This is a genomic window from Synechococcus sp. Nb3U1 (genome assembly GCF_021533835.1).
Classification (GTDB): domain Bacteria; phylum Cyanobacteriota; class Cyanobacteriia; order Thermostichales; family Thermostichaceae; genus Thermostichus.
Genome location: NZ_JAKFYQ010000001.1, coordinates 2112688 through 2130593, shown reverse-complemented (window position 1 = coordinate 2130593; position 17906 = coordinate 2112688). Strand labels below are relative to the sequence as shown.

Here is a 17906-nt window from a genome sequence, read left to right as displayed (position 1 = left end):
CTTTTGTCTGAGCCGTGAGTTATGCCTTGCAGAGAGAGGGGTATGTCCACCATCCAAGTCGGGATCCTGCATTCCCTCAGTGGCACCATGGCCATCAGCGAAGCCCCTTTGGTGGATGCAGCTCTGTTGGCCATTGATGAGATTAATCAACAGGGGGGCCTGCTCGGCTCCGAGATCGAACCCATCATCGAAGACGGCGCTTCGGATCCAGAGCGCTTTTTATCGGCGGCTGAGTATCTGATCCCGCAGGTGGCGACGGTATTTGGTTGCTGGACCTCCCTCAGTCGGAAAGCGGTGTTGCCCGTCTTCGAGGCGGCGGATGCCCTGTTGTGGTATCCCGTGCAGTACGAGGGCATGGAGCAGTCGCGGCAGGTGTTTTACACCGGGGCTTGTCTGAATCAGCAGGTGGAGCCAGCCTTGCGTTGGCTATTGCAGCAGGGACATTGCCGCATCTTTTTGGTGGGATCCGATTATGTGTTTCCGCGGGTTGCCCATACCTATCTGAAGGGGCAGTTGCACCATTGGGGCGGCCAGTTGGCGGGGGAATGCTATGTCCCTCTCGGATCCCGACACTTTGGGAGTGTGTTGCAAGCTCTTCGACAGGCAGCCCCGGATGCCATCTTCAGTACCCTGAACGGAGACAGCAACCTTGGGTTTTACCACGCCTTGGCGGAAGCTGGGATCCCGGCCAGCCAACTGCCAGTGATGGCGATGAGCATTTCCGAGGTGGAGCTGCTGCACATTGGCTCAGCAGCAGTGGGGCACTACGCCTGTTGGGGCCATTTTCAAAATCTACAAACCCCCGCCAACCAAACCTTTTTAAGCCGGTTCCGGCGACGGTATGGTCGTCATCGCGTTATCAACGATCCGATGGCTGCCGCCTATACGCAGGTGTATCTGTGGTGGCAATCTGCCCAAGCGGCTCAATCTCTGGAAGTAGAAGCGGTGCGCCAGACAGCGATTGGACAAGAGAGGGAAACCCCCGCGGGTCTGTGGCGGATTGCCCCCAACCATCACGTTTGCCGTGACTATCACATTGGCCAAATCCGCCCGGATCTGCAATTTGACATCCTAGCCAGCAGCCCTGAGCTGGTGGATCCCTTGCCTTGGCTGGGGGTAGAGCAGGCGGGCTTTGGCACATCTGCAGTGGTGATGGATTTGCTCCAGTCGGTGCCGCAAGCCATTCACGACCAGTGGCTGCTCAACCAAAAAACCGAGGAACTGAAGCGTTCGCAAAAGGCTCTAGCAGATGCCAACCGCGAGATCTCACAGCTGAACCAAGCTCTGCAAGTGGAGAACTTGCGCCTCAGTACCGAAGTGGAGATCACCCGCCGTCTGCAGCAGATGATCCTGCCCAAAGAGGAGGAATTGCAAGGGATCCCGGAGCTTGACATTGCCGGGTTTATGGAACCGGCGACAGAGGTAGGGGGGGATTACTACGATGTTTTGCGTCAAAATGGTTGCGTCAAAATCGGCATCGGCGATGTGACCGGGCACGGTTTGGAAAGTGGCGTGTTAATGATCATGGTGCAGATGGCCGTGCGCACCCTACTGGCTAATGGGGAAACCGACAGCAAACGCTTTTTATCGATCCTGAATCAGGTGATTTACGAGAATGTGCAACGGATGCGCACCGACAAGAACCTCAGCCTGTCGCTGCTAGACTACCACTCTGGCCAGCTTAAACTGAGCGGCCAACACGAGGAGTTAATCCTAGTACGCGCCAATGGGCAAATCCAGCGAGTGGATACCATCGACCTAGGCTTCCCCATTGGGTTGGAGGCCGATATCAGCTCCTTTGTGAACCAGCACGAATTTTTCCTGGAACCAGGAGATGGAGTGGTACTTTACACCGATGGTGTGACCGAAGCTGAGAACGAAGCCGGAGAGCACTTTGGCCTAAACCGGCTCTGTCAGGCGATTAGCTGCCATTGGCACCAGAGCGCTAGCCAAATTCGCCAATCCATCGTCAAGGAAGTGCGGCAATTTATCGGCTCCCAAACCTTGTACGATGATCTAACTCTATTGGTACTGAAGCAGCGTTGAAGGGCGTTCCACTGCTCAGTCCTACAGGGATCCCCGTGGGGAAAATCCTGCCGGAAATTGAATATTGTTTTCAGAGTAGCGGTATCCCCCCAGAAGAATGATCTACCCTTGAACCAGCACGGTTGTTGCCTGGGAGAAGCCTGTGATCGCTAACCTGAAACCCTTCACTCCTCTGCGCGCCATCTTCTCAGTGCCACTTCGCCTGTGGATACGGCTAGGGCTGACCCTGTTGCTCTCGCTGGGCTTGGCTCTGCTGGCCGTGTTGCTCACCCCCCATTCTGCTCATGCAGCCCGTGGGCCTCTCTATCGCTTGGGCCGTCCGGAGGGGGCAGTCTCGATCGTGGCTTGGGCGGGCTACATTGAACGGGGTGAAACGGATCCCGCCTACGACTGGGTGACCGGCTTTGAAAAAGAGACCGGCTGCAAAGTCAGCGTCAAGGTGGCGGCGACCTCCGATGAGATGGTGGCTCTGATGAACGAGGGAGGCTTTGATCTGGTGACCGCTTCTGGCGATGCCACCCTGCGCCTGATCAAGGGGGAACGGGTACAGCAAATTAACCCACGCCTCATCCCCAGTTGGGACACCATCGACCCGCGCCTGCAGGATGCCCCCTGGCATACCGTGGAGGGCAAACACTACGGTGTCCCCTACCAATGGGGATCCAATGTATTGATGTACAACACCCAAGCCTTCCGGGAGCCACCCACCAGTTGGGATGTGGTGTTTGAAGAGAAAACCCTGGCGGATGGCAAATCCAACAAGGGCCGCATCCAAGCCTACGATGGCCCCATCTACATTGCTGATGCTGCTCTGTACCTGAAGGCCCACCGACCGGAACTGGGCATTACGGATCCCTACGAGCTCATCCGTGAACAGTTTGATGCGGCTCTGGATCTGTTGCGTCAGCAACGGCAGCTGATTGGTCGCTACTGGCACGATGCGGCGGTGCAGGTGGATGACTTTGTCAACGAAGGGGTGGTGGCCTCTGGCTCCTGGCCCTTCCAAGTGAACCTGTTGCAGTACGAAGGACAACCCATCGCCAGCGTTGTGCCGGAGGAAGGGGCCACCGGCTGGTCGGATACCACCATGCTCAGTGCCACCGCCAAACACCCCAACTGCGCCTACCTATGGATGGAACATTCCTTGAACCCGAAAGTACAAGGAGATCTGGCGGCTTGGTTCGGTTCAGTGCCGGTGGTGCCTGCCGCTTGTCAAGCCAGCGAGCTACTGGGGCCAGAAGGCTGCCAAACCAATGGCATCGATAATTTCGAGCGCATCTCTTTTTGGAAAACCCCCGTGGCCGACTGTGGCGATGGCCGCATGGACTGTGTGCCCTACTACGAGTGGGTGACCAATTATATTGGTGTGATTGGCGGTCGTTAAAGGGATTTCAATCTGTCCTTACAGCCTTTTCCAGTGCTATCTAATATAGTAAATTCAAGCTAACTCTTGCTCCATAAAAGAACCTACGTGAAGTCAGAAAAGGTTGTTCAGCCGCCAGCAGGAGCTTTTCCTGAGGATGGGATCCCTTAAGTACTTTGGGAAGCTCGAAGATAAAGATGACGGATCTCTGCACCCAATAATCTATCCTTAACCCTTCATTAAACCCCTCTTAGCTTAGGCTCCAGCAGATAGTGTTACTGTGTTATTAAGCTTTATTAAGCGTTCTGAGTCCTGTGGAGCCATTGGGTTTTAGCGATAAGAGCTAGTGCTGAATTGAGCCTGGGATAACTTGATGTTTTTGAATGAACGGCACTTCACCTACTTTATTAATTATTAAGCTCGGCTCCTTCTAGCCTCAAATTCACCCCAACCAGGAGATCTTTGCAATGTTGGCCTATCACTCTGTAACTCGTCTGCTGTCTAAGGGTCTTGCTCTTGCTGCAGTAGCCATGACAATGGTGGGTTATCAAGCGGCTCAAGCGCAATCTTGCCCTCGTCCGGTGGGCATGGATGAACGGTACTGCGATGCTGATGGCGACCTAGTGGCAGATACGCCAACGGATCCGGCTCAAATTGTTAACCCTGATACCTTGCTAATCTCCTACACCTCCTCTGAAGATCCAGCGGTTTACTCCGAAACCTGGCAAGAATTCACCGACTACCTCAAAGAGGTGACTGGCAGAGACGTCCAATTCGTGCCTGTCGACTCTGAAGCGGCTCAAACAGAAGCGCTGCGGGCCGGACGGTTACACATCATGGGCACCTGCACCGGCTGCACCCCTCGTGCTGTGAACCAAGCGGGCTATGTGCCCTTCGCCATTTTTGCCAAGGAAGACGGCAGCTTTGGCTATGAAATGGAAGTGATCACCCGCATCGACAGCGGCCTAGAAAAGCTAGAAGACATCAAAGGCCGCCGCATTGCCTTTACCCAGCCCTCTTCCAACTCCGGCTACATCAGCGCCCGCATTTTGATTGAGGAGGAAACTGGCTTCAAGGATGGTGTGGACTATGAGGCCAACTTCTCCGGGGGTCACGAAAACTCCATCTTGGGTGTGTACAACGGAGACTACGATGCTGCCCCCATTGCCAACGATGTGCTCAACCGCATGTGCATCGCCGGACAAGTGGAGTGCAATCAGTTCCGCACCCTCTACAAATCTGCAACCTTCCCCAGCGGTCCTTTTGGCTACGCCTACAATTTGGATCCAAAGCTGCAAGAGAAAATCCGCGAGGCTTTCTACACCTTTGACTTTACCGGAACCAAGTTAGCAGAAGCCTTTGACCGTGCTGCTTTTGGCCCCATCACCTACAAGGAAGATTGGGAAGTGATCCGGTTGATTCAGGAGAAAGACCCTCCCCAATAGGTGAACTGAATAGAGCAGGGATCCCGTGTTAAGGGAAAACCATAAGGGATCCCTTTTTGTTGGATGCCAAAAAGTTGGGTTCTGAGGAAGTAACCGTTAAACCCTTGTCCGTTTAGAGTAGGTTATCCAGATGCTACGTATCGACTCCTTGAGCAAACGTTACCCTACAGGCGATATGGCCTTGAAAGGGGTGACCCTAGATGTTCCTGATGGGCAGGTGATGGCCTTAATTGGCCCTTCGGGAGCCGGGAAAAGCACCCTGATTCGTTGCATCAACCGCTTGGTGGAACCTACTAGTGGCAGCGTTTGGCTCAACCGTGTCGATCTCGCCCGCTTGAACACGCGCGAGTTACGGCAAGCACGACGCAAAATCGGCATGATCTTCCAGGAATATGCCCTGGTGGAACGCCTGACTGTGATGGAAAATATTCTCTCCGGGCAACTGGGGTACGTCAATTTCTGGCAGAGCTGGTTCCGCAAGTTTCCTCAGGCCATCATCGATGAAGCCTTTCGTCTATTGGAGCGGGTGGGGTTGTCGGAGTTTCCTGATAAGCGAGCCGATGCCCTCTCCGGCGGTCAGCGGCAACGGGTGGGGATTGCGCGGGCCCTTTTGCAGAACCCCGAGCTGCTCCTGGTGGATGAGCCTACCGCCAGCTTGGATCCCAAAACCTCCCGCCAAATCATGCGCTTGATCAACGAGCTGGCTACGGAACGGGGCCTATCGGTGATCATCAACATTCACGATGTGCCTTTGGCGCAGATGTTCGCCCAGCGGATCGTCGGTTTACGCTTCGGGGAGGTGGTGTATGATGGCCCCCCCAATCGCCTTACCCCCAGTGTCTTGAGCGAGATTTACGGCGAAGAAGATTGGAATGCCTCTGGCCCCGCCCAAGACTCTGAAGAGAGCGAGGCCGTCTCTGCTGCTGCTCACTAAAGGATCCCTTGCAGAAGTCAACATCGCGGAGCAGAACATGACACAGGCAACAACCCTGAGCAGTCGGAAATGGTCACCGCCGCCCCTGATTAAGAATCCCTGGGTTCGTTGGGGATTGGTTGTGGGTGGCATTATCTATCTGATCTTCGCTATATCCACCCTCAACTTCGACCCAGCCCGGGTAGCCCGCGGTATTGAGCGCAGTGGGCGGCTGCTACTGGCCTTTTTGCAGCCGGATTTCACCACCCGCGGCAACCTGATCTTCACCGGGATGATGGAAAGCGTGACCATGGCCGCCATCTCCACCGTGGCCGGGTTCATCGTCGCGGTTCCGGTGGGGTTTGGTGCCTCCCGCAACTTGGTGCCGATGCCGATCTATCTGTTTTGTCGCGGCCTGATCGCCCTGTCTCGCACCTTTCAGGAGGTGATCATTGCCATTCTGTTCGTGGTCATGTTTGGCTTTGGGCCTTTTGCCGGGGTGCTCACCCTCACCTTTGGCAGTTTGGGCTTTTTCAGCAAGCTTTTGGCGGAAGACATCGAAGAAATTGACCCGATGCAAGTGGAGGCGATTCGCTCGACGGGGGCCTCCTGGCTGCAAATGGTCAGCTATGCGGTGTTGCCGCAGGTGTTGCCCCGCATGATCGGTCTGACCCTGTATCGCTTCGACATCAACATTCGTGAGGCGGCTATTTTGGGGATTGTCGGTGCCGGCGGGATTGGCTCAACCCTGAATACTTCCCTGCGCCGCTACGACTACGACACGGCCTCGGCAATCATCCTGGTGATTATTGCGTTGGTGATGGTGGTGGAACTGACTTCCGGCTGGATTCGTAAGAGGGTGCAATAATGCCTGTTCTGGAAAGCAATGGGATCAAAACTTGGCAGTGGCGCAATCAGAAGCAAATTCTGCTGGAATATGCTTTCTGGCTGGTGCTGCTGCTGGTGATGTTAGCTTGTGCCCGGTTCATTGCCGAGCGCACCACTTGGAGCTTTGTGTTGGATGCACCCCGCCAAGGGGGAGAAATGCTCTCGCGGGGGGTACCGCCCCGCTGGGACTATATGTCGCAGCTTTGGCGGCCTCTTTGGGATACCCTCACCATTGCCACCTTGGGTACGGCCCTGTCCTTCGTCATTTCGGTGCCAGTGGCGTTCTTGGCGGCTCGCAACACCACTCCCAATTTGCTGGTACGTTACATTGCCCTGTTCATCATCGTGGGTACTCGCTCCGTTAACTCCCTGATCTGGGCTTTGATCCTGGTGATCATTCTGGGGCCGGGGGTTCTGGCCGGAACCCTAGCCATTGCCCTGCGCTCGGTTGGCTTTATGGGCAAGCTGATCTACGAGGGTATTGAAGAAATTAACGAAGAACCGGTAGAAGCGATCCGTTCCACAGGGGCTAGCGGTGCCCAGGTGCTGAGCTATGCCATTTGGCCACAGGTGATCACCAATATTCTCGGGGTCACGGTTTACCGCTGGGATATCAATTTGCGCGAGTCCACGGTAGTGGGTCTGGTGGGTGCGGGCGGAATTGGCCTACAGCTAGATGCTTCCATCAACACCCTGCGCTGGAACCAGGTGAGCTTGATCCTGATTGTCATCTTCATTTCTGTGTTCATCAGCGAGTGGATCTCCGCCAAGGCTCGCCAAGCTCTCACCTAGAGCCTGTCGTTTGGTTCACCGATTCGACGATTCCGCCACGGATTCTGTCACGATGGTCTGATCGGATAAATGGGCGATCAACCGATCCACCAGCTGGGAGAGGGTTTCCCGTTCTTCTGGGGTAAAGCATCCATAGGTATGATCCCGCATTTCCCAAATCAGGGGGGGCAACACCTCCTTCAGTTTTTCCCCGGCTGGGGTCAGGTAGACCCGCCAAATGCGCCGATCCTGGGGATCCCGTTGCCGCCGAATCAGATCCCGTTTTTCCATGCCATCCAATACGCCGGTCATGGTGCCCCCCAATTGCTGTAGGCGCTCGCAAATGGTGGAGGTCGGGATCCCGTCCTCTTCCCAGAGGCAGCACAGCACCACCCAATGGGAGGTGGTCAGGCCAAAAGGCTCCAGGTAAGACTGAAATTGCCGCCGCACCAATTGAGACAAAAGCCGAATGCGATAGCCCAACGAATTGGGGGCAAGAACATCGTGCCACCGCTCCAGGAAAGCCCGTTTCTCGGATTTAACCATCACCTTAGTTTGACTGTTTCCCATGGGCGGCCTGGAATGCTTAGAGCCTAAATTGTTTCATTCTATCCTTTGGGAGAAAAAAGGGTTTGTGAACTGTTACAAAAGTAGCTATCTCTCCCGCTCTGAAACAGTACAGCCTTTTCCGACTTCATGGACGACACAAGCTCAAGAAGAAATTCTTGTCGGACAAAGGATTGGCCTGCATCGGCTGTAGGATGTATTGCCGGAAAAGGCTGTAGCCTGAAACTGGGCTGCCAGCGGGTCATTGTAGAGATTTGCCAAGGCCATTCGGATGGCACTAGAGTAGCGTCAAGTCTTCCCAGCCTGTCGTCTTTTGCGAGGTGATCATGCCGCCTATTCCACAGTGGTTGCGCTCCTGCCGTCGTTCCTTCTGGGCAGGGATCCCATTGGCTTTTTCCCTCGCCTTGGGGGCCTGCTGGACGAATCGTACAGGATCTGAAGTGCCTCCTCTAACCCAGGCTGTGCAGGCCGGATCCCCGACATCCGCCCAAAATCCATTTCCCCCCATCCCCACTCCACCGCCGCCACTGCCTTCTCCTACAGGTACTCCGGGTGTACCGCCCTGGTGGCCCCGTTCTCAGACCCAAGTCTGGGAGTACTCCCCTTATGCAGTGGTGCTATCCGGCTTTTTGCAGGGGCTTGCTGCCCAGGGAGGGTCTCTCTCTCAACAGGGGATCCTGCTCTGGACCGCGGAAGGAGAGCTGTTGGCGGAGCATTTGTTGGATCAGCCTTTGCCGGTGGGGGCATTGGATCAATTGGCAATCAGCTTGATGGCTATCGAGACCTGGGGCTATGAACATCGCTTTGAGACAAGGTTCTATACCACAGGCCACTTGCTTGGGCATCGCCTCACCGGAGATTTGATCGTTGTGGGCGGCGGGGATCCCTATTTTACAGAAGCGAATGTAGAAGCGCTGGCCCGTCATTTGCGCAACTTCAATATCCGCCAGATCGACGGAGATGTGAAGGTGCTGCCCTCCTTCCATCTGGTGGGCCAAACCGATCCTTTGGCCAGCGGTCGGCGTCTTGCGGAACTCCTCGCGGATCCCGAACACCCCCACACGGTTTCTATCAGCGGTTCGGTGTCAACCCTGGCGGATTTGCCTGCAGAGGCCCGCTTCTTGGCCAGCTACACCTCCTTGCGCCTGGGATCCCTGTTGCAAATCCTGAATGGCAGCAATGATCGGGCCATGGCAGAAACCCTGTTGGCGGAACTGGGGGGCAAACCAGCCCTACTGGAGTACCTGCAGCATCGCTTGGTGGCTCATCCCATCTCCTATATGGATGCGGCCATGACTCTTGGAGAGGAGGATATTCGTCTTGGAAAAGCAGACCAAGCGTTGCAGCTCTCCCCCCGCGCTTTTGCTCATCTCTGGGAATATCTAATCGATTTCACCGCCGGGGATCCGACCCGGATCTTGCCCATGGCAGGGATTGGCCACAGCACTCTGCGGGTGCGTACCTTGCCTTTGGGCACATCTGCCCAGGTGGGATCTGCAGAAGACCGCCTGATGGTGATGGGGCAGTTGTCGGATGGCACCAACTTTGTCTTGCTCAACCAAGGGCCAGATTTGGGGCTCTTGCGCCAGCAACAGGATCAGTTTCTGCAGGATGTGCTGGTCATCAATGAGCCTTCTCACCGCTGATTCCCAAAGTTGGCAATCCTCTCCACATCCAATCTTCACTTCCAAAGGAAGGGCGTATTTTCCGCAGCCTTGGTCGGGATATCCCCTCTGATGGGGCCTATAAGTCCCACAAGCCCTTGTCCCACCAGACAGAATGAAAGAACCCCTTTCCAAAGGGCGAGCTTTCAAAAACTGGACAAGCAGGATGGGATAACCATGCCAAGACTCAGCCTTGTATCCAACGAACGCCCTACCCCAGAATCCACCACCCCTGTAACCCCATTGCCGGATGGCTCACTTCTAGATGCCTATTCGCAGGCCGTCACTCGTGTAGCCGAGCAGGTTAGCCCTGCGGTGGTCAATATTGAGGTGTATCAGCAGCGCCGCACTCCTCGTCGCGGGGTGCAGGAGGGCCGTGGCAATGGCTCGGGATTTGTGATTACGCCGGATGGATACATTTTGACCAACAGCCACGTGGTGAGTGGTGCCACCCGTATTGAGGTGTCATTGCCGGATGGGACACGGACTACTGCTGAGCTCATCGGGGATGATCCTGATACGGATTTAGCAGTGATTCGCATTCATGCCGCGCCGCTTTCTGCTGTGCGCTTAGGGGATTCGGCCCAAGTCAAGGTGGGGCAGTTGGCCATTGCTATTGGCAATCCCTACGGCTTCCAAACCACGGTCACAGCGGGGGTGGTCAGCGCCTTGGGACGCTCCTTTCGCTCTCGCTCGGGCCGGTTGATCGACAATGTGCTGCAAACGGATGCGGCTCTAAATCCTGGCAACTCGGGTGGGCCGTTGGTCAACTCCCGTGGCGAAGTGATTGGGGTGAATACGGCGGTGATTTTGCCCGCTCAGGGCATTTGCTTTGCTACGGCGGTGAATACGGCCAAATTCGTTGCTGCTCAACTGATCAAGGAGGGGAAAATTCGGCGGGGATACATTGGTGTGCAAGGCCAAAATACGCTTCTCCATCGGCGGTTGGTGCGCTTTTACGATCTGCCGGTAGAAAGTGGAGTGCTGGTGATTGCTTGTGAACCCAATAGCCCTGCCCAACGCTCAGGGTTGCAACAGGGAGATGTGATCATCGGCTTTGCGGAAGCGACCATTGCCAGCATCGACGACCTGCACCGCCAACTGACGGAGCAGCAAATTGGCGTGCCCTCTTCCATCACACTGATTCGAGGTACAGAGAAGCTGACGTTGGCAATTACGGCTGCTGAAGTTCCGCCGGTGCAGGGTTGAGAAACTCCAGGGATCCCTGACTCTTCTCTCAAGATTGAAATAGGCGAGAATACAACTGTTGGTGGGCCTGACCATCTCGCTCCTGTAAAGGGGCAAAGCTGCTCAACTGGGATCCCAGCTCAAGGCTCAGGTTCGGCACGATCTTCTGTTGCAACGCCTGCTCAATCGGTTCGTACAGGCTAGCCAACAAAGCTTGTCCGTCACTATGGCCCAGAGGAACCAACCGTACCGCTGCTGAGACCCATCCCGACAGAGCCGAAAACAAGTAGGCCCGCAAGGCATCCTCCAGGCCAACGCCCGCTGCGGCGCAAACCCAGCCAAACACCAAACAATGGTGCAACCCTTCTTCTGCATGGGTAGGAGGTTGGATCCCCCAGGTGCGTTCTGCCAGTTGGGCCAAGCGTTTGCCCAGATTCAAACTGGCCTGTCGGGGTTCAGCAGCCCAACGAGCGGCGTTTAGGTGCGCCTGCAAGTCCCTCAACTCAGCCGGGGATCCCTCCTGCGCCCGCAAATAGGCTAGCCCACAGGCTCTACCCTCAAAAGGAGCCAAGCTCAGATGCAAAACCCCCAATAGGTACTGCTGTACCCCGACTCGATCCCGCAGTTGCCCCGCTTGAACGGCAGTTTCTAAGCCCCAAGAGTGGGAATAGGCCCCAATCGGCAGAGCAGAATCGGTGAGTTGCAGCAGTAGGTAGAAAGCGCCACCAGACCTAAGAGAAACGAGAGAAACGAGAGAAACGGGTTCGCCGGGCATCTTCAACCCATCTTCAGCGGTGGGGGCGGATCAGGCCAAAGCCACCGTGGTTACGCACATAAATGACGTTGATTTCGTCGTTCTCGCTATTGCGGAAGACAAAGAAGTCGTGATCCACCAACTCCAACTGATGCAGGGCTTCCTGAACCGTCATGGGGGGCATGGCAAAGTATTTGGTGCGCACCACTTCCGAGGGTAACTCCGGCTGCCGCTCGGTATTCAAAGGATCGGTGACAGGCTGTTGGGCCACCGCCACGGAGGTTTTGGGGGCATGGCGGGTACGATGAACACCATTGCGCTCCTTGTATTTGCGCAACTTGCGAGCTAGCTTGTCGGCGACGCGGTCGATGCTGGCGTAGAGGTTTTCGCTGCTTTCTTCCGCCCGGATGATGGTGCCATTGGCGTAGAGGGTGACTTCGGCAGATTGGCTGGCACTGATGCGGGGGTTGCGGGCTACAGATAAGTTGACATCAACTTCACTGGTGATCTGGGCGAAATGGCTAACGGCACGGTCGATTTTTTCCTGAACATAGCTCCGGATGGAGTCGGTGATATCGACGTTTTTCCCTTGGATCACAAGCTTCGTCATGGGGACTCTCCCAGTCATATCGGTTTACGTCTGAGTTAGCATCTCACCCCTGCCAGGGATCCCCTGGGTTCTTTAGAACACCCCCAGCTCATGAGTTATTCATGAGCTATTTCAGCTTCAGCAACTTGCGAAAAATAGGGCTGTATAACGAGAAGATCAGCCTTTGCAGGGACGCTAACTTCTTGGGTTAAGTCTAAATTAACATCACTCCCAGGGATCTCTGTTGGAGATTAAGCATAACTTTAGGCTGTCTTAACCTTTACGAGACTGTGAATTGCCGCAACCTCCTTGTTGCAAAAGGCTATCCCAGACCGAGAGCGACAGATTCAAACTTCGTAGATTGATCGCAGCAATTCCAATTGATTACCAAAATTATCAAATCGAACAGCAAAATAGGGACAGACTAACTCTGCACAAAAAGTCTCTAGAAAAATCTCTGGAATGTTACTGAAATATTAAAGATAGAAGCCAAACTTGCGTTAGTAGATTATGAGTAGACTACCCATAGCTTAAGCAGCCCAATTTCCTTCTCAATTTTCCATAGGCCTTGATAGTACTTAATACTATCATACAGCCCAGCTCTACCCTCTGCGGATAAGGCTCGATAGATAAAGATAAAGGGGTATTGAGTTAAATTAAGGTTTTTATCAAGAGCAGGGATCCGAATTTGGGAGATATTATCGCTTGCGGCAGTGAGTCTGACAAGTCTGTTTTTCACCTCTTTTGAGGTGACAGAAGTGCTACCTTCAAAACCCAGCTTTGTGTGGGAAAGATGGGGTAATTTTTGGGCGCGGAGGGATCCGATTGAACCTGGTAGAACATTTGGACAACGCAGAAGCAGCCCTGCAAGAGCGCTTCCGGGCGATTGAAGCCACCTTGCGGCAGAATTTGGCGCGGGTCTTGGAGGCTTTTCGCGCTCAACAGGTGGGATCCCATCATTTTGCTGGGGTTTCTGGCTATGGCCACGACGACTTGGGGCGGCAGGTGTTGGATCGGGTGTTTGCCCAGATCATGGGCTGTGAGGCGGCGGCGGTGCGGGTGCAGATGGTGTCCGGCACCCATGCCATTGCCTGTGCTTTATTTGGGGTACTGCGCCCGGGGGATGAGCTGCTGGCGATCACCGGCCCCCCCTACGACACCCTCGAAGAAGTGATCGGCTTGCGGGGATCCGGGCAGGGATCCCTGCGGGAGTTTGGCATTACCTATCGCCAATTGGATCTGCTCGAAGGATCCGTAGATTGGCAGAGCCTGAAAACGGCGCTTAAGCCCCAAACCCGTCTGGTGCATATTCAGCGCTCCTGTGGCTACGACTGGCGCCCCAGCTTCTCTATTGCCCAAATCGCCGAGATGATCCAGCTTGTCAAAGCTCAAAACCCAGAGGTAGTGGTCTTTGTCGATAACTGCTATGGCGAATTTGTGGAAGCCCAAGAGCCAACCCATGTGGGCGCCGATCTGATCGCTGGATCCCTGATCAAAAATCCGGGTGGCACCATCGTACCTGCGGGGGGGTATGTGGCTGGGCGAGCAGAGTGGGTAGAGCAGGCGACCTGTCGCTTAACGGCGCCGGGCATTGGCTCCGAGGGAGGGGCAACTTTAGATCTAAACCGGATCTTGTTTCAGGGGGTGTTCCTAGCCCCGCAGATGGTGGCTGAAGCTGTCAAGATCGCCCACTTAGCCGCCCAAGTGTTTCAGGATCTGGGCTATCCTGTCTCTCCTTTGCCCCAAACTCCTCGTACCGACATCATTCAGGCCATTCAGCTGGGATCCCCGCAAAAATTGGCAGCCTTTTGCCGAGCCATTCAAAGGAGTTCCCCCATCGAGGCTTATCTCACCCCCATTCCTGAAGTGATGCCCGGTTATGCCGATCCTGTGGTGATGGCGGCGGGCACCTTTATCGCCGGGAGCAGTGCCGAACTTTCTGCGGATGGGCCGATGCGGGATCCCTACACGGTCTATTTGCAAGGGGGAACCCACCTCTGCCACGGGCGCTTGGCCCTAGAAGCGGTGCTCACGGCATGGGAGGCCCTTTGAATGTCTGAAGCTTTCCTATAGGCTAGGGGCATAAACCCTACCAGCGACTAAAATTGGGGTGATCTGCGGCTCTTATCCCTCAGGCGCACTTATCTAGGGGAGTCTTTTCGATGTTGAATTTGCGTCGTTCTTCTGCCTCTCCCCGCCGTTGGGGATCCCGTTTGGCCCTCAGTTGCCTGGCCTTGGGGCTGGCCAGCAGTTGTGGATTGCTAAATTGGGTGCGAGAGAGTGGCTCTCAGGTGGGATCCTCTCTGACCCGTTCTGCCCTATGGAGAGACAGCCAAACCATCACCGGAACCCTTGGCTCTGGGGATCAGATCAACCCCCACGATGGCAGCTTTTTGGATGAAATCTCGATTACGGCTCAGCCGGGGCAAATTTTGATCGCGTCTATGGAAAGTGAGGCCTTTGATGCCTATTTGGAAGTGGTGAATGGCCAAGGACAGGTGATCGCCTTTAATGATGACTCTGGCTCCGATGTGAATGCTCTGTTGGCGGTGCGTTTGCCGGAAGGGGGTACCTACACGTTGCGGGCCACCAGCTTTGAACCAGAATCTACTGGCGACTACCAGCTCACCTACACCGTCACCCAACTGGATTGGCAAGAAAGTCACTCCGGTCGTCTGCAGCCGGGATCCCTGCAGCACCCCGACGATGGCAGTTGGATGGAAGAACACCCCATTTCCGCGCGAGCCGGGCAAATTCTGATCGCCTCCATGACCAGCCCGGATTTCGACGCCTTTTTGCAACTGCTGGATCCCGATGGGGAAGTCATGGCTTGGGACGATGACCAGGGGGGCGGAACCCATGCCCTGATGATCGCCTTCCTACCCCGTACAGGTACCTACACCCTACGGGCCAACACCTACGAACCGGGGGAGCAAGGGGCTTACGTATTGCAGTACACATTGCGTTAGCACCTATGTCTGCAAAGGTTCTCCAGCTCTCTGACAGCCTTTTCCAGCGCTATCTGATACAGCAGATTTAGGTCACTCCCTTGCCCCATAAGGTTTTTTGCCTAGCTCAAGGGCCTGCGTAAAGTCGGAAAAGGCTGTCAGTAAGATCCGCGATCAGGTTTACAAACCTTTTGATGTTGATGTCGAGGTTTTGACAGTAATCATTATTTTTTAATATTCAGTGCAAAAAGCCTCTGGATTTCTTCCTGAAAAGCCTTCTAAAGCAAGGATATTGGGCACTTGCTGAGGTTTATGGGCAAGCATGACATCTTATCCTAAGTTGTGACGGAGCTGAAATATTCTCAGTTTTGATGGGGTCTCTTTTCTAGAATCAGGGCTGTGGCCTAGACCACTTTCGAGCAGTCCAGACCCTACTCTTTATCAAGATGGATGCCATGACTCCTGAAATGGTACGCCAGTTTTGGTCTTTGGTCGGCGAAATCGGCAGGCCAGAATGGCTCACACAGCGCGACGATGACTTGGTGCGGTTGCTCTTGAATGCCTGCCGAAAGCAACATGCCCTCAGCCTCGTAGATACTTCTATTCTGAATCGTTACATCACCATCCGCTTGCCGTTAATCCGTGATATCGTCCTGGATTAGACAGGAATTGAGCGGAGGTCTGCAATCATGGTGACCGCACAAATTACCTTGCTGATCTATGGGGTACTGCTTTTGGTGGGCGGAGTAATCGGCTATGCCAAGGCCAAAAGTCCTAAGTCTTTGCTAGGTGGCTTGGTGGGATCCCTGCTGAGTGGGGTGAGCTACTGGCTGCTGGGTTCGGATCCCCGTTGGGGTCTGGGGTTGGGGTTAGGGACGGCAGTTCTGTTGTCGATTGTGTTTGGCATTCGCTACCGCAAAACCCAAAGTTTTATGCCCGCTGGCTTGCTGTTGATCCTGAGCTTGGGGGTAGCTGCCCTCTTGGGCTTCAGTTTTCGCTTGGCCTAGACCTCAATCTTCCTGTTCACTCTCCCTGAGAGACTTCCGATAGGCACTCAATCTGGTCAATTTTCAGTTCCCGGCCTGAGCGGATCTCCTCCATCGGGGATCCACAGGTGGGGCAGGCGTACCGTTGGCCGATTTCTGGCTTGTATTCTTGTTTACAGGAATAGCAGTAGGCGATCAGCGGGGTTTCCCGGATCACCAGCCGGGATCCCTCGAGGAAAGTAGCCTGGGTCTGTACCGCGTAGGCAAACTCCAGGCTGACCGGCTCCACACAGGTGAACCGCCCGACGATCAAATGGACGTGGGTGATCCGAGGTCGTTCCGGCTGGCTTTCCCACCAGTCCCGCAGGGTTTGGATCAAGGCCCGCGTCATATCCGTTTCATGCACCCTTCACCTCCAGTCGCCTGCCATTTCTGGTTCTGCTTCGGGGTGAAGGTAGGCGGGTTTTTCGCGGCGGGGCAGTTGCCCAGACACCACCAAGTGGGCCAGCGTATCGCAAATAACTCGGGTGGCCATCAGGGCAGTGATGTCGCTAATGTCGTAGGGGGGCGATACTTCCACCACCTCTAGCCCACACACGGGCGCCTCCCGTACGATGCGCTTGAGCAGGTAGAGCGCTTCTCGGGGCAGTAACCCGCCCGGTTCTGGCCAACCCGTACCTGGCACAAAGCCTGCATCGATGCAGTCGATGTCGAAGCTGATGTATACACAATCGGTGCCATCCAGGGCTTTTTCAAGGGCAAAATCTGCCGCCGCATCCAACCCCATTTCGGTGATATCCGTTACTGTGAGGATGTTGGTGGCCCGCTCCCGACACACCTTCACCCCTTGCCGGGGCACTTGCCAGCCGCCGATGCCCAGTTGTACCAGGTTGTGGGCGGGCGCGTTGCGAATGTTGGTGGCGTGAAACCAAGGGCAGGTGTGCATGCGCTCATCCAGATCGGTCTCTTGGGTATCCACATGGCGGTCGAAGTGGATGATGCCGACTTTTTTATCCCCCAGGTGGCGACAGACCCCCCGTACCGTCGGGAAGCCAATCGAGTGATCGCCGCCGAGGATGATCGGGAAGGCCCCGGAGCCGAAAATATGGGCCACACCTTTGGAGATTTGGTCGAAGGATTTTTCGTTGTTGGCTGGGATCGTGAAAATATCGCCGACATCACAGAGGGTGATTTGCTCCCGCAGATCCACGCCAAACTCGAAGTTGTAGGGGGTGTAAAGGGCGGAAATGCGCCGGATCCCTTGTGGGCCAAAGCGGGTGCCAGGTCGATAGGTGGTGCCAGAATCGTGGGGAACCCCCACCACCGCCACATCGTACTCGCCGACTTTGCGCACATCCTCTAGATAAGGAGCCTTGAGGAAGGTGTTGATGCCCGCATAATGGGGCAATTCGCCACGCGAGAAGGTGGGAATGGAGCGGTCGCCGATGCTGGCTGCGGCCTCCAGGCCAAATTCCAGGCCCCGGCTGACTTCCTGTTGCCAGCCTGATAAGGATAGCCCCGCCTCTTTGGCCAGAGCGGCTTGGGCCTCGCTGGAAAAACCGTTATTCACGTTCGATTCGGTGGTCATGATCGGATCCCTTTTGCCAAACAACAAACCCGGAAGGCCGCTTCGTGATGCTAGCTCTCCCGGGCTTTTATCCCTCCGTGTGTCCGAGGGCTACCCATGAGCCGCCGGATCCCTCTCTTGAACCAGACGTTCGTGAGTGAGAACCGGAATCCTAGAGGTTTTGTATTGCGTTTGCCTCAATCCTACAGTGAGTTGG

At 55.3% G+C, this 17906-nt stretch carries 17 protein-coding genes and 1 riboswitch; of the genes, 12 read left to right on the top strand and 5 right to left on the bottom strand.

Going from position 1 to position 17906, the window contains the following annotated elements; genetic code table 11:
- Nucleotides 1–42: 42 nt before the first annotated feature.
- The 6 genes from L1047_RS10125 to phnE (L1047_RS10100) all read left to right on the top strand — a co-directional run bounded on the left by L1047_RS10125 (nt 43) and on the right by phnE (L1047_RS10100) (nt 7447).
- Nucleotides 43–2046: a transporter substrate-binding protein gene (locus L1047_RS10125; RefSeq protein ID WP_235278734.1), complete on the top strand. Its 2004-nt coding sequence runs from the start codon at nt 43–45 to the stop codon at nt 2044–2046.
- A 142-nt stretch (nt 2047–2188) separates the two neighbouring features.
- Nucleotides 2189–3430 (top strand): ABC transporter substrate-binding protein, encoded by a 1242-nt coding sequence (locus L1047_RS10120; RefSeq protein ID WP_235278733.1) that lies wholly within the window; start codon nt 2189–2191, stop codon nt 3428–3430.
- Between the two features lie 446 nt (nt 3431–3876).
- Nucleotides 3877–4854 (top strand): phosphate/phosphite/phosphonate ABC transporter substrate-binding protein, encoded by a 978-nt coding sequence (gene phnD / locus L1047_RS10115; protein WP_235278732.1) that lies wholly within the window; start codon nt 3877–3879, stop codon nt 4852–4854.
- Between the two features lie 130 nt (nt 4855–4984).
- Complete coding sequence (phnC, locus tag L1047_RS10110; protein ID WP_235278731.1) at nt 4985–5788, top strand: phosphonate ABC transporter ATP-binding protein; 804 nt, start codon at nt 4985–4987, stop codon at nt 5786–5788.
- 37 nt (nt 5789–5825) lie between these two features.
- On the top strand, nt 5826–6635 hold the full coding sequence (gene phnE / locus L1047_RS10105) for a phosphonate ABC transporter, permease protein PhnE (RefSeq protein WP_235278730.1): 810 nt from the start codon (nt 5826–5828) through the stop codon (nt 6633–6635).
- Nucleotides 6635–7447 (top strand): phosphonate ABC transporter, permease protein PhnE, encoded by an 813-nt coding sequence (gene phnE, locus L1047_RS10100; RefSeq protein ID WP_235278729.1) that lies wholly within the window; start codon nt 6635–6637, stop codon nt 7445–7447. Before phnE (L1047_RS10105) ends, phnE (L1047_RS10100) begins: the two co-directional genes overlap by 1 nt.
- A gap of 15 nt (nt 7448–7462) precedes the next feature.
- On the opposite strand, the gene L1047_RS10095 is transcribed toward phnE (L1047_RS10100), so the two are convergent.
- Nucleotides 7463–7972: a MarR family winged helix-turn-helix transcriptional regulator gene (locus L1047_RS10095; RefSeq protein WP_235278728.1), complete on the bottom strand. Its 510-nt coding sequence runs from the start codon at nt 7970–7972 to the stop codon at nt 7463–7465.
- 347 nt (nt 7973–8319) lie between these two features.
- Between L1047_RS10095 and L1047_RS10090 the strand changes: the two genes are divergently transcribed.
- Both L1047_RS10090 and L1047_RS10085 read left to right on the top strand, forming a co-directional pair.
- A complete protein-coding gene (locus tag L1047_RS10090; RefSeq protein ID WP_235278727.1) occupies nt 8320–9639 on the top strand; it encodes a D-alanyl-D-alanine carboxypeptidase in 1320 nt (439 codons plus the stop codon).
- Between the two features lie 195 nt (nt 9640–9834).
- Nucleotides 9835–10866 (top strand): S1C family serine protease, encoded by a 1032-nt coding sequence (locus tag L1047_RS10085; RefSeq protein WP_235278726.1) that lies wholly within the window; start codon nt 9835–9837, stop codon nt 10864–10866.
- Nucleotides 10867–10894: 28 nt separating this feature from the next.
- Here the strand turns inward: L1047_RS10085 and L1047_RS10080 are convergent, their stop codons facing one another.
- Entirely contained in the window at nt 10895–11620 is a 726-nt protein-coding gene (locus L1047_RS10080; RefSeq protein WP_235278725.1) for an urease accessory protein UreF, read from the bottom strand.
- 13 nt (nt 11621–11633) lie between these two features.
- Complete coding sequence (gene hpf / locus L1047_RS10075; RefSeq protein ID WP_235278724.1) at nt 11634–12209, bottom strand: ribosome hibernation-promoting factor, HPF/YfiA family; 576 nt, start codon at nt 12207–12209, stop codon at nt 11634–11636.
- An 804-nt stretch (nt 12210–13013) separates the two neighbouring features.
- Between hpf and L1047_RS10070 the strand changes: the two genes are divergently transcribed.
- From L1047_RS10070 to L1047_RS10055, 4 genes are all read left to right on the top strand, one after another.
- The gene (locus L1047_RS10070) at nt 13014–14240 is read left to right on the top strand and encodes a methionine gamma-lyase family protein (protein ID WP_235278723.1); all 1227 of its coding nucleotides are present in this window, start codon (nt 13014–13016) and stop codon (nt 14238–14240) included.
- Between the two features lie 110 nt (nt 14241–14350).
- The gene (locus tag L1047_RS10065; RefSeq protein ID WP_235278722.1) at nt 14351–15157 is read left to right on the top strand and encodes a PPC domain-containing protein; all 807 of its coding nucleotides are present in this window, start codon (nt 14351–14353) and stop codon (nt 15155–15157) included.
- A 434-nt stretch (nt 15158–15591) separates the two neighbouring features.
- Nucleotides 15592–15798 carry a hypothetical protein gene (locus L1047_RS10060; protein ID WP_235278721.1) on the top strand — a complete coding sequence of 69 codons (207 nt, stop codon included), beginning with the start codon at nt 15592–15594 and terminating at the stop codon, nt 15796–15798.
- 27 nt (nt 15799–15825) lie between these two features.
- A complete protein-coding gene (locus L1047_RS10055; protein WP_235278720.1) occupies nt 15826–16143 on the top strand; it encodes a TMEM14 family protein in 318 nt (105 codons plus the stop codon).
- 16 nt (nt 16144–16159) lie between these two features.
- On the opposite strand, the gene hypA is transcribed toward L1047_RS10055, so the two are convergent.
- On the bottom strand, nt 16160–16528 hold the full coding sequence (gene hypA / locus L1047_RS10050) for a hydrogenase maturation nickel metallochaperone HypA (RefSeq protein WP_235278719.1): 369 nt from the start codon (nt 16526–16528) through the stop codon (nt 16160–16162).
- 3 nt (nt 16529–16531) lie between these two features.
- Nucleotides 16532–17710: an agmatinase gene (gene speB / locus L1047_RS10045; RefSeq protein ID WP_235278718.1), complete on the bottom strand. Its 1179-nt coding sequence runs from the start codon at nt 17708–17710 to the stop codon at nt 16532–16534.
- 54 nt (nt 17711–17764) lie between these two features.
- Nucleotides 17765–17876, bottom strand: a riboswitch (guanidine-I (ykkC/yxkD leader).
- Nucleotides 17877–17906: the final 30 nt, after the last annotated feature.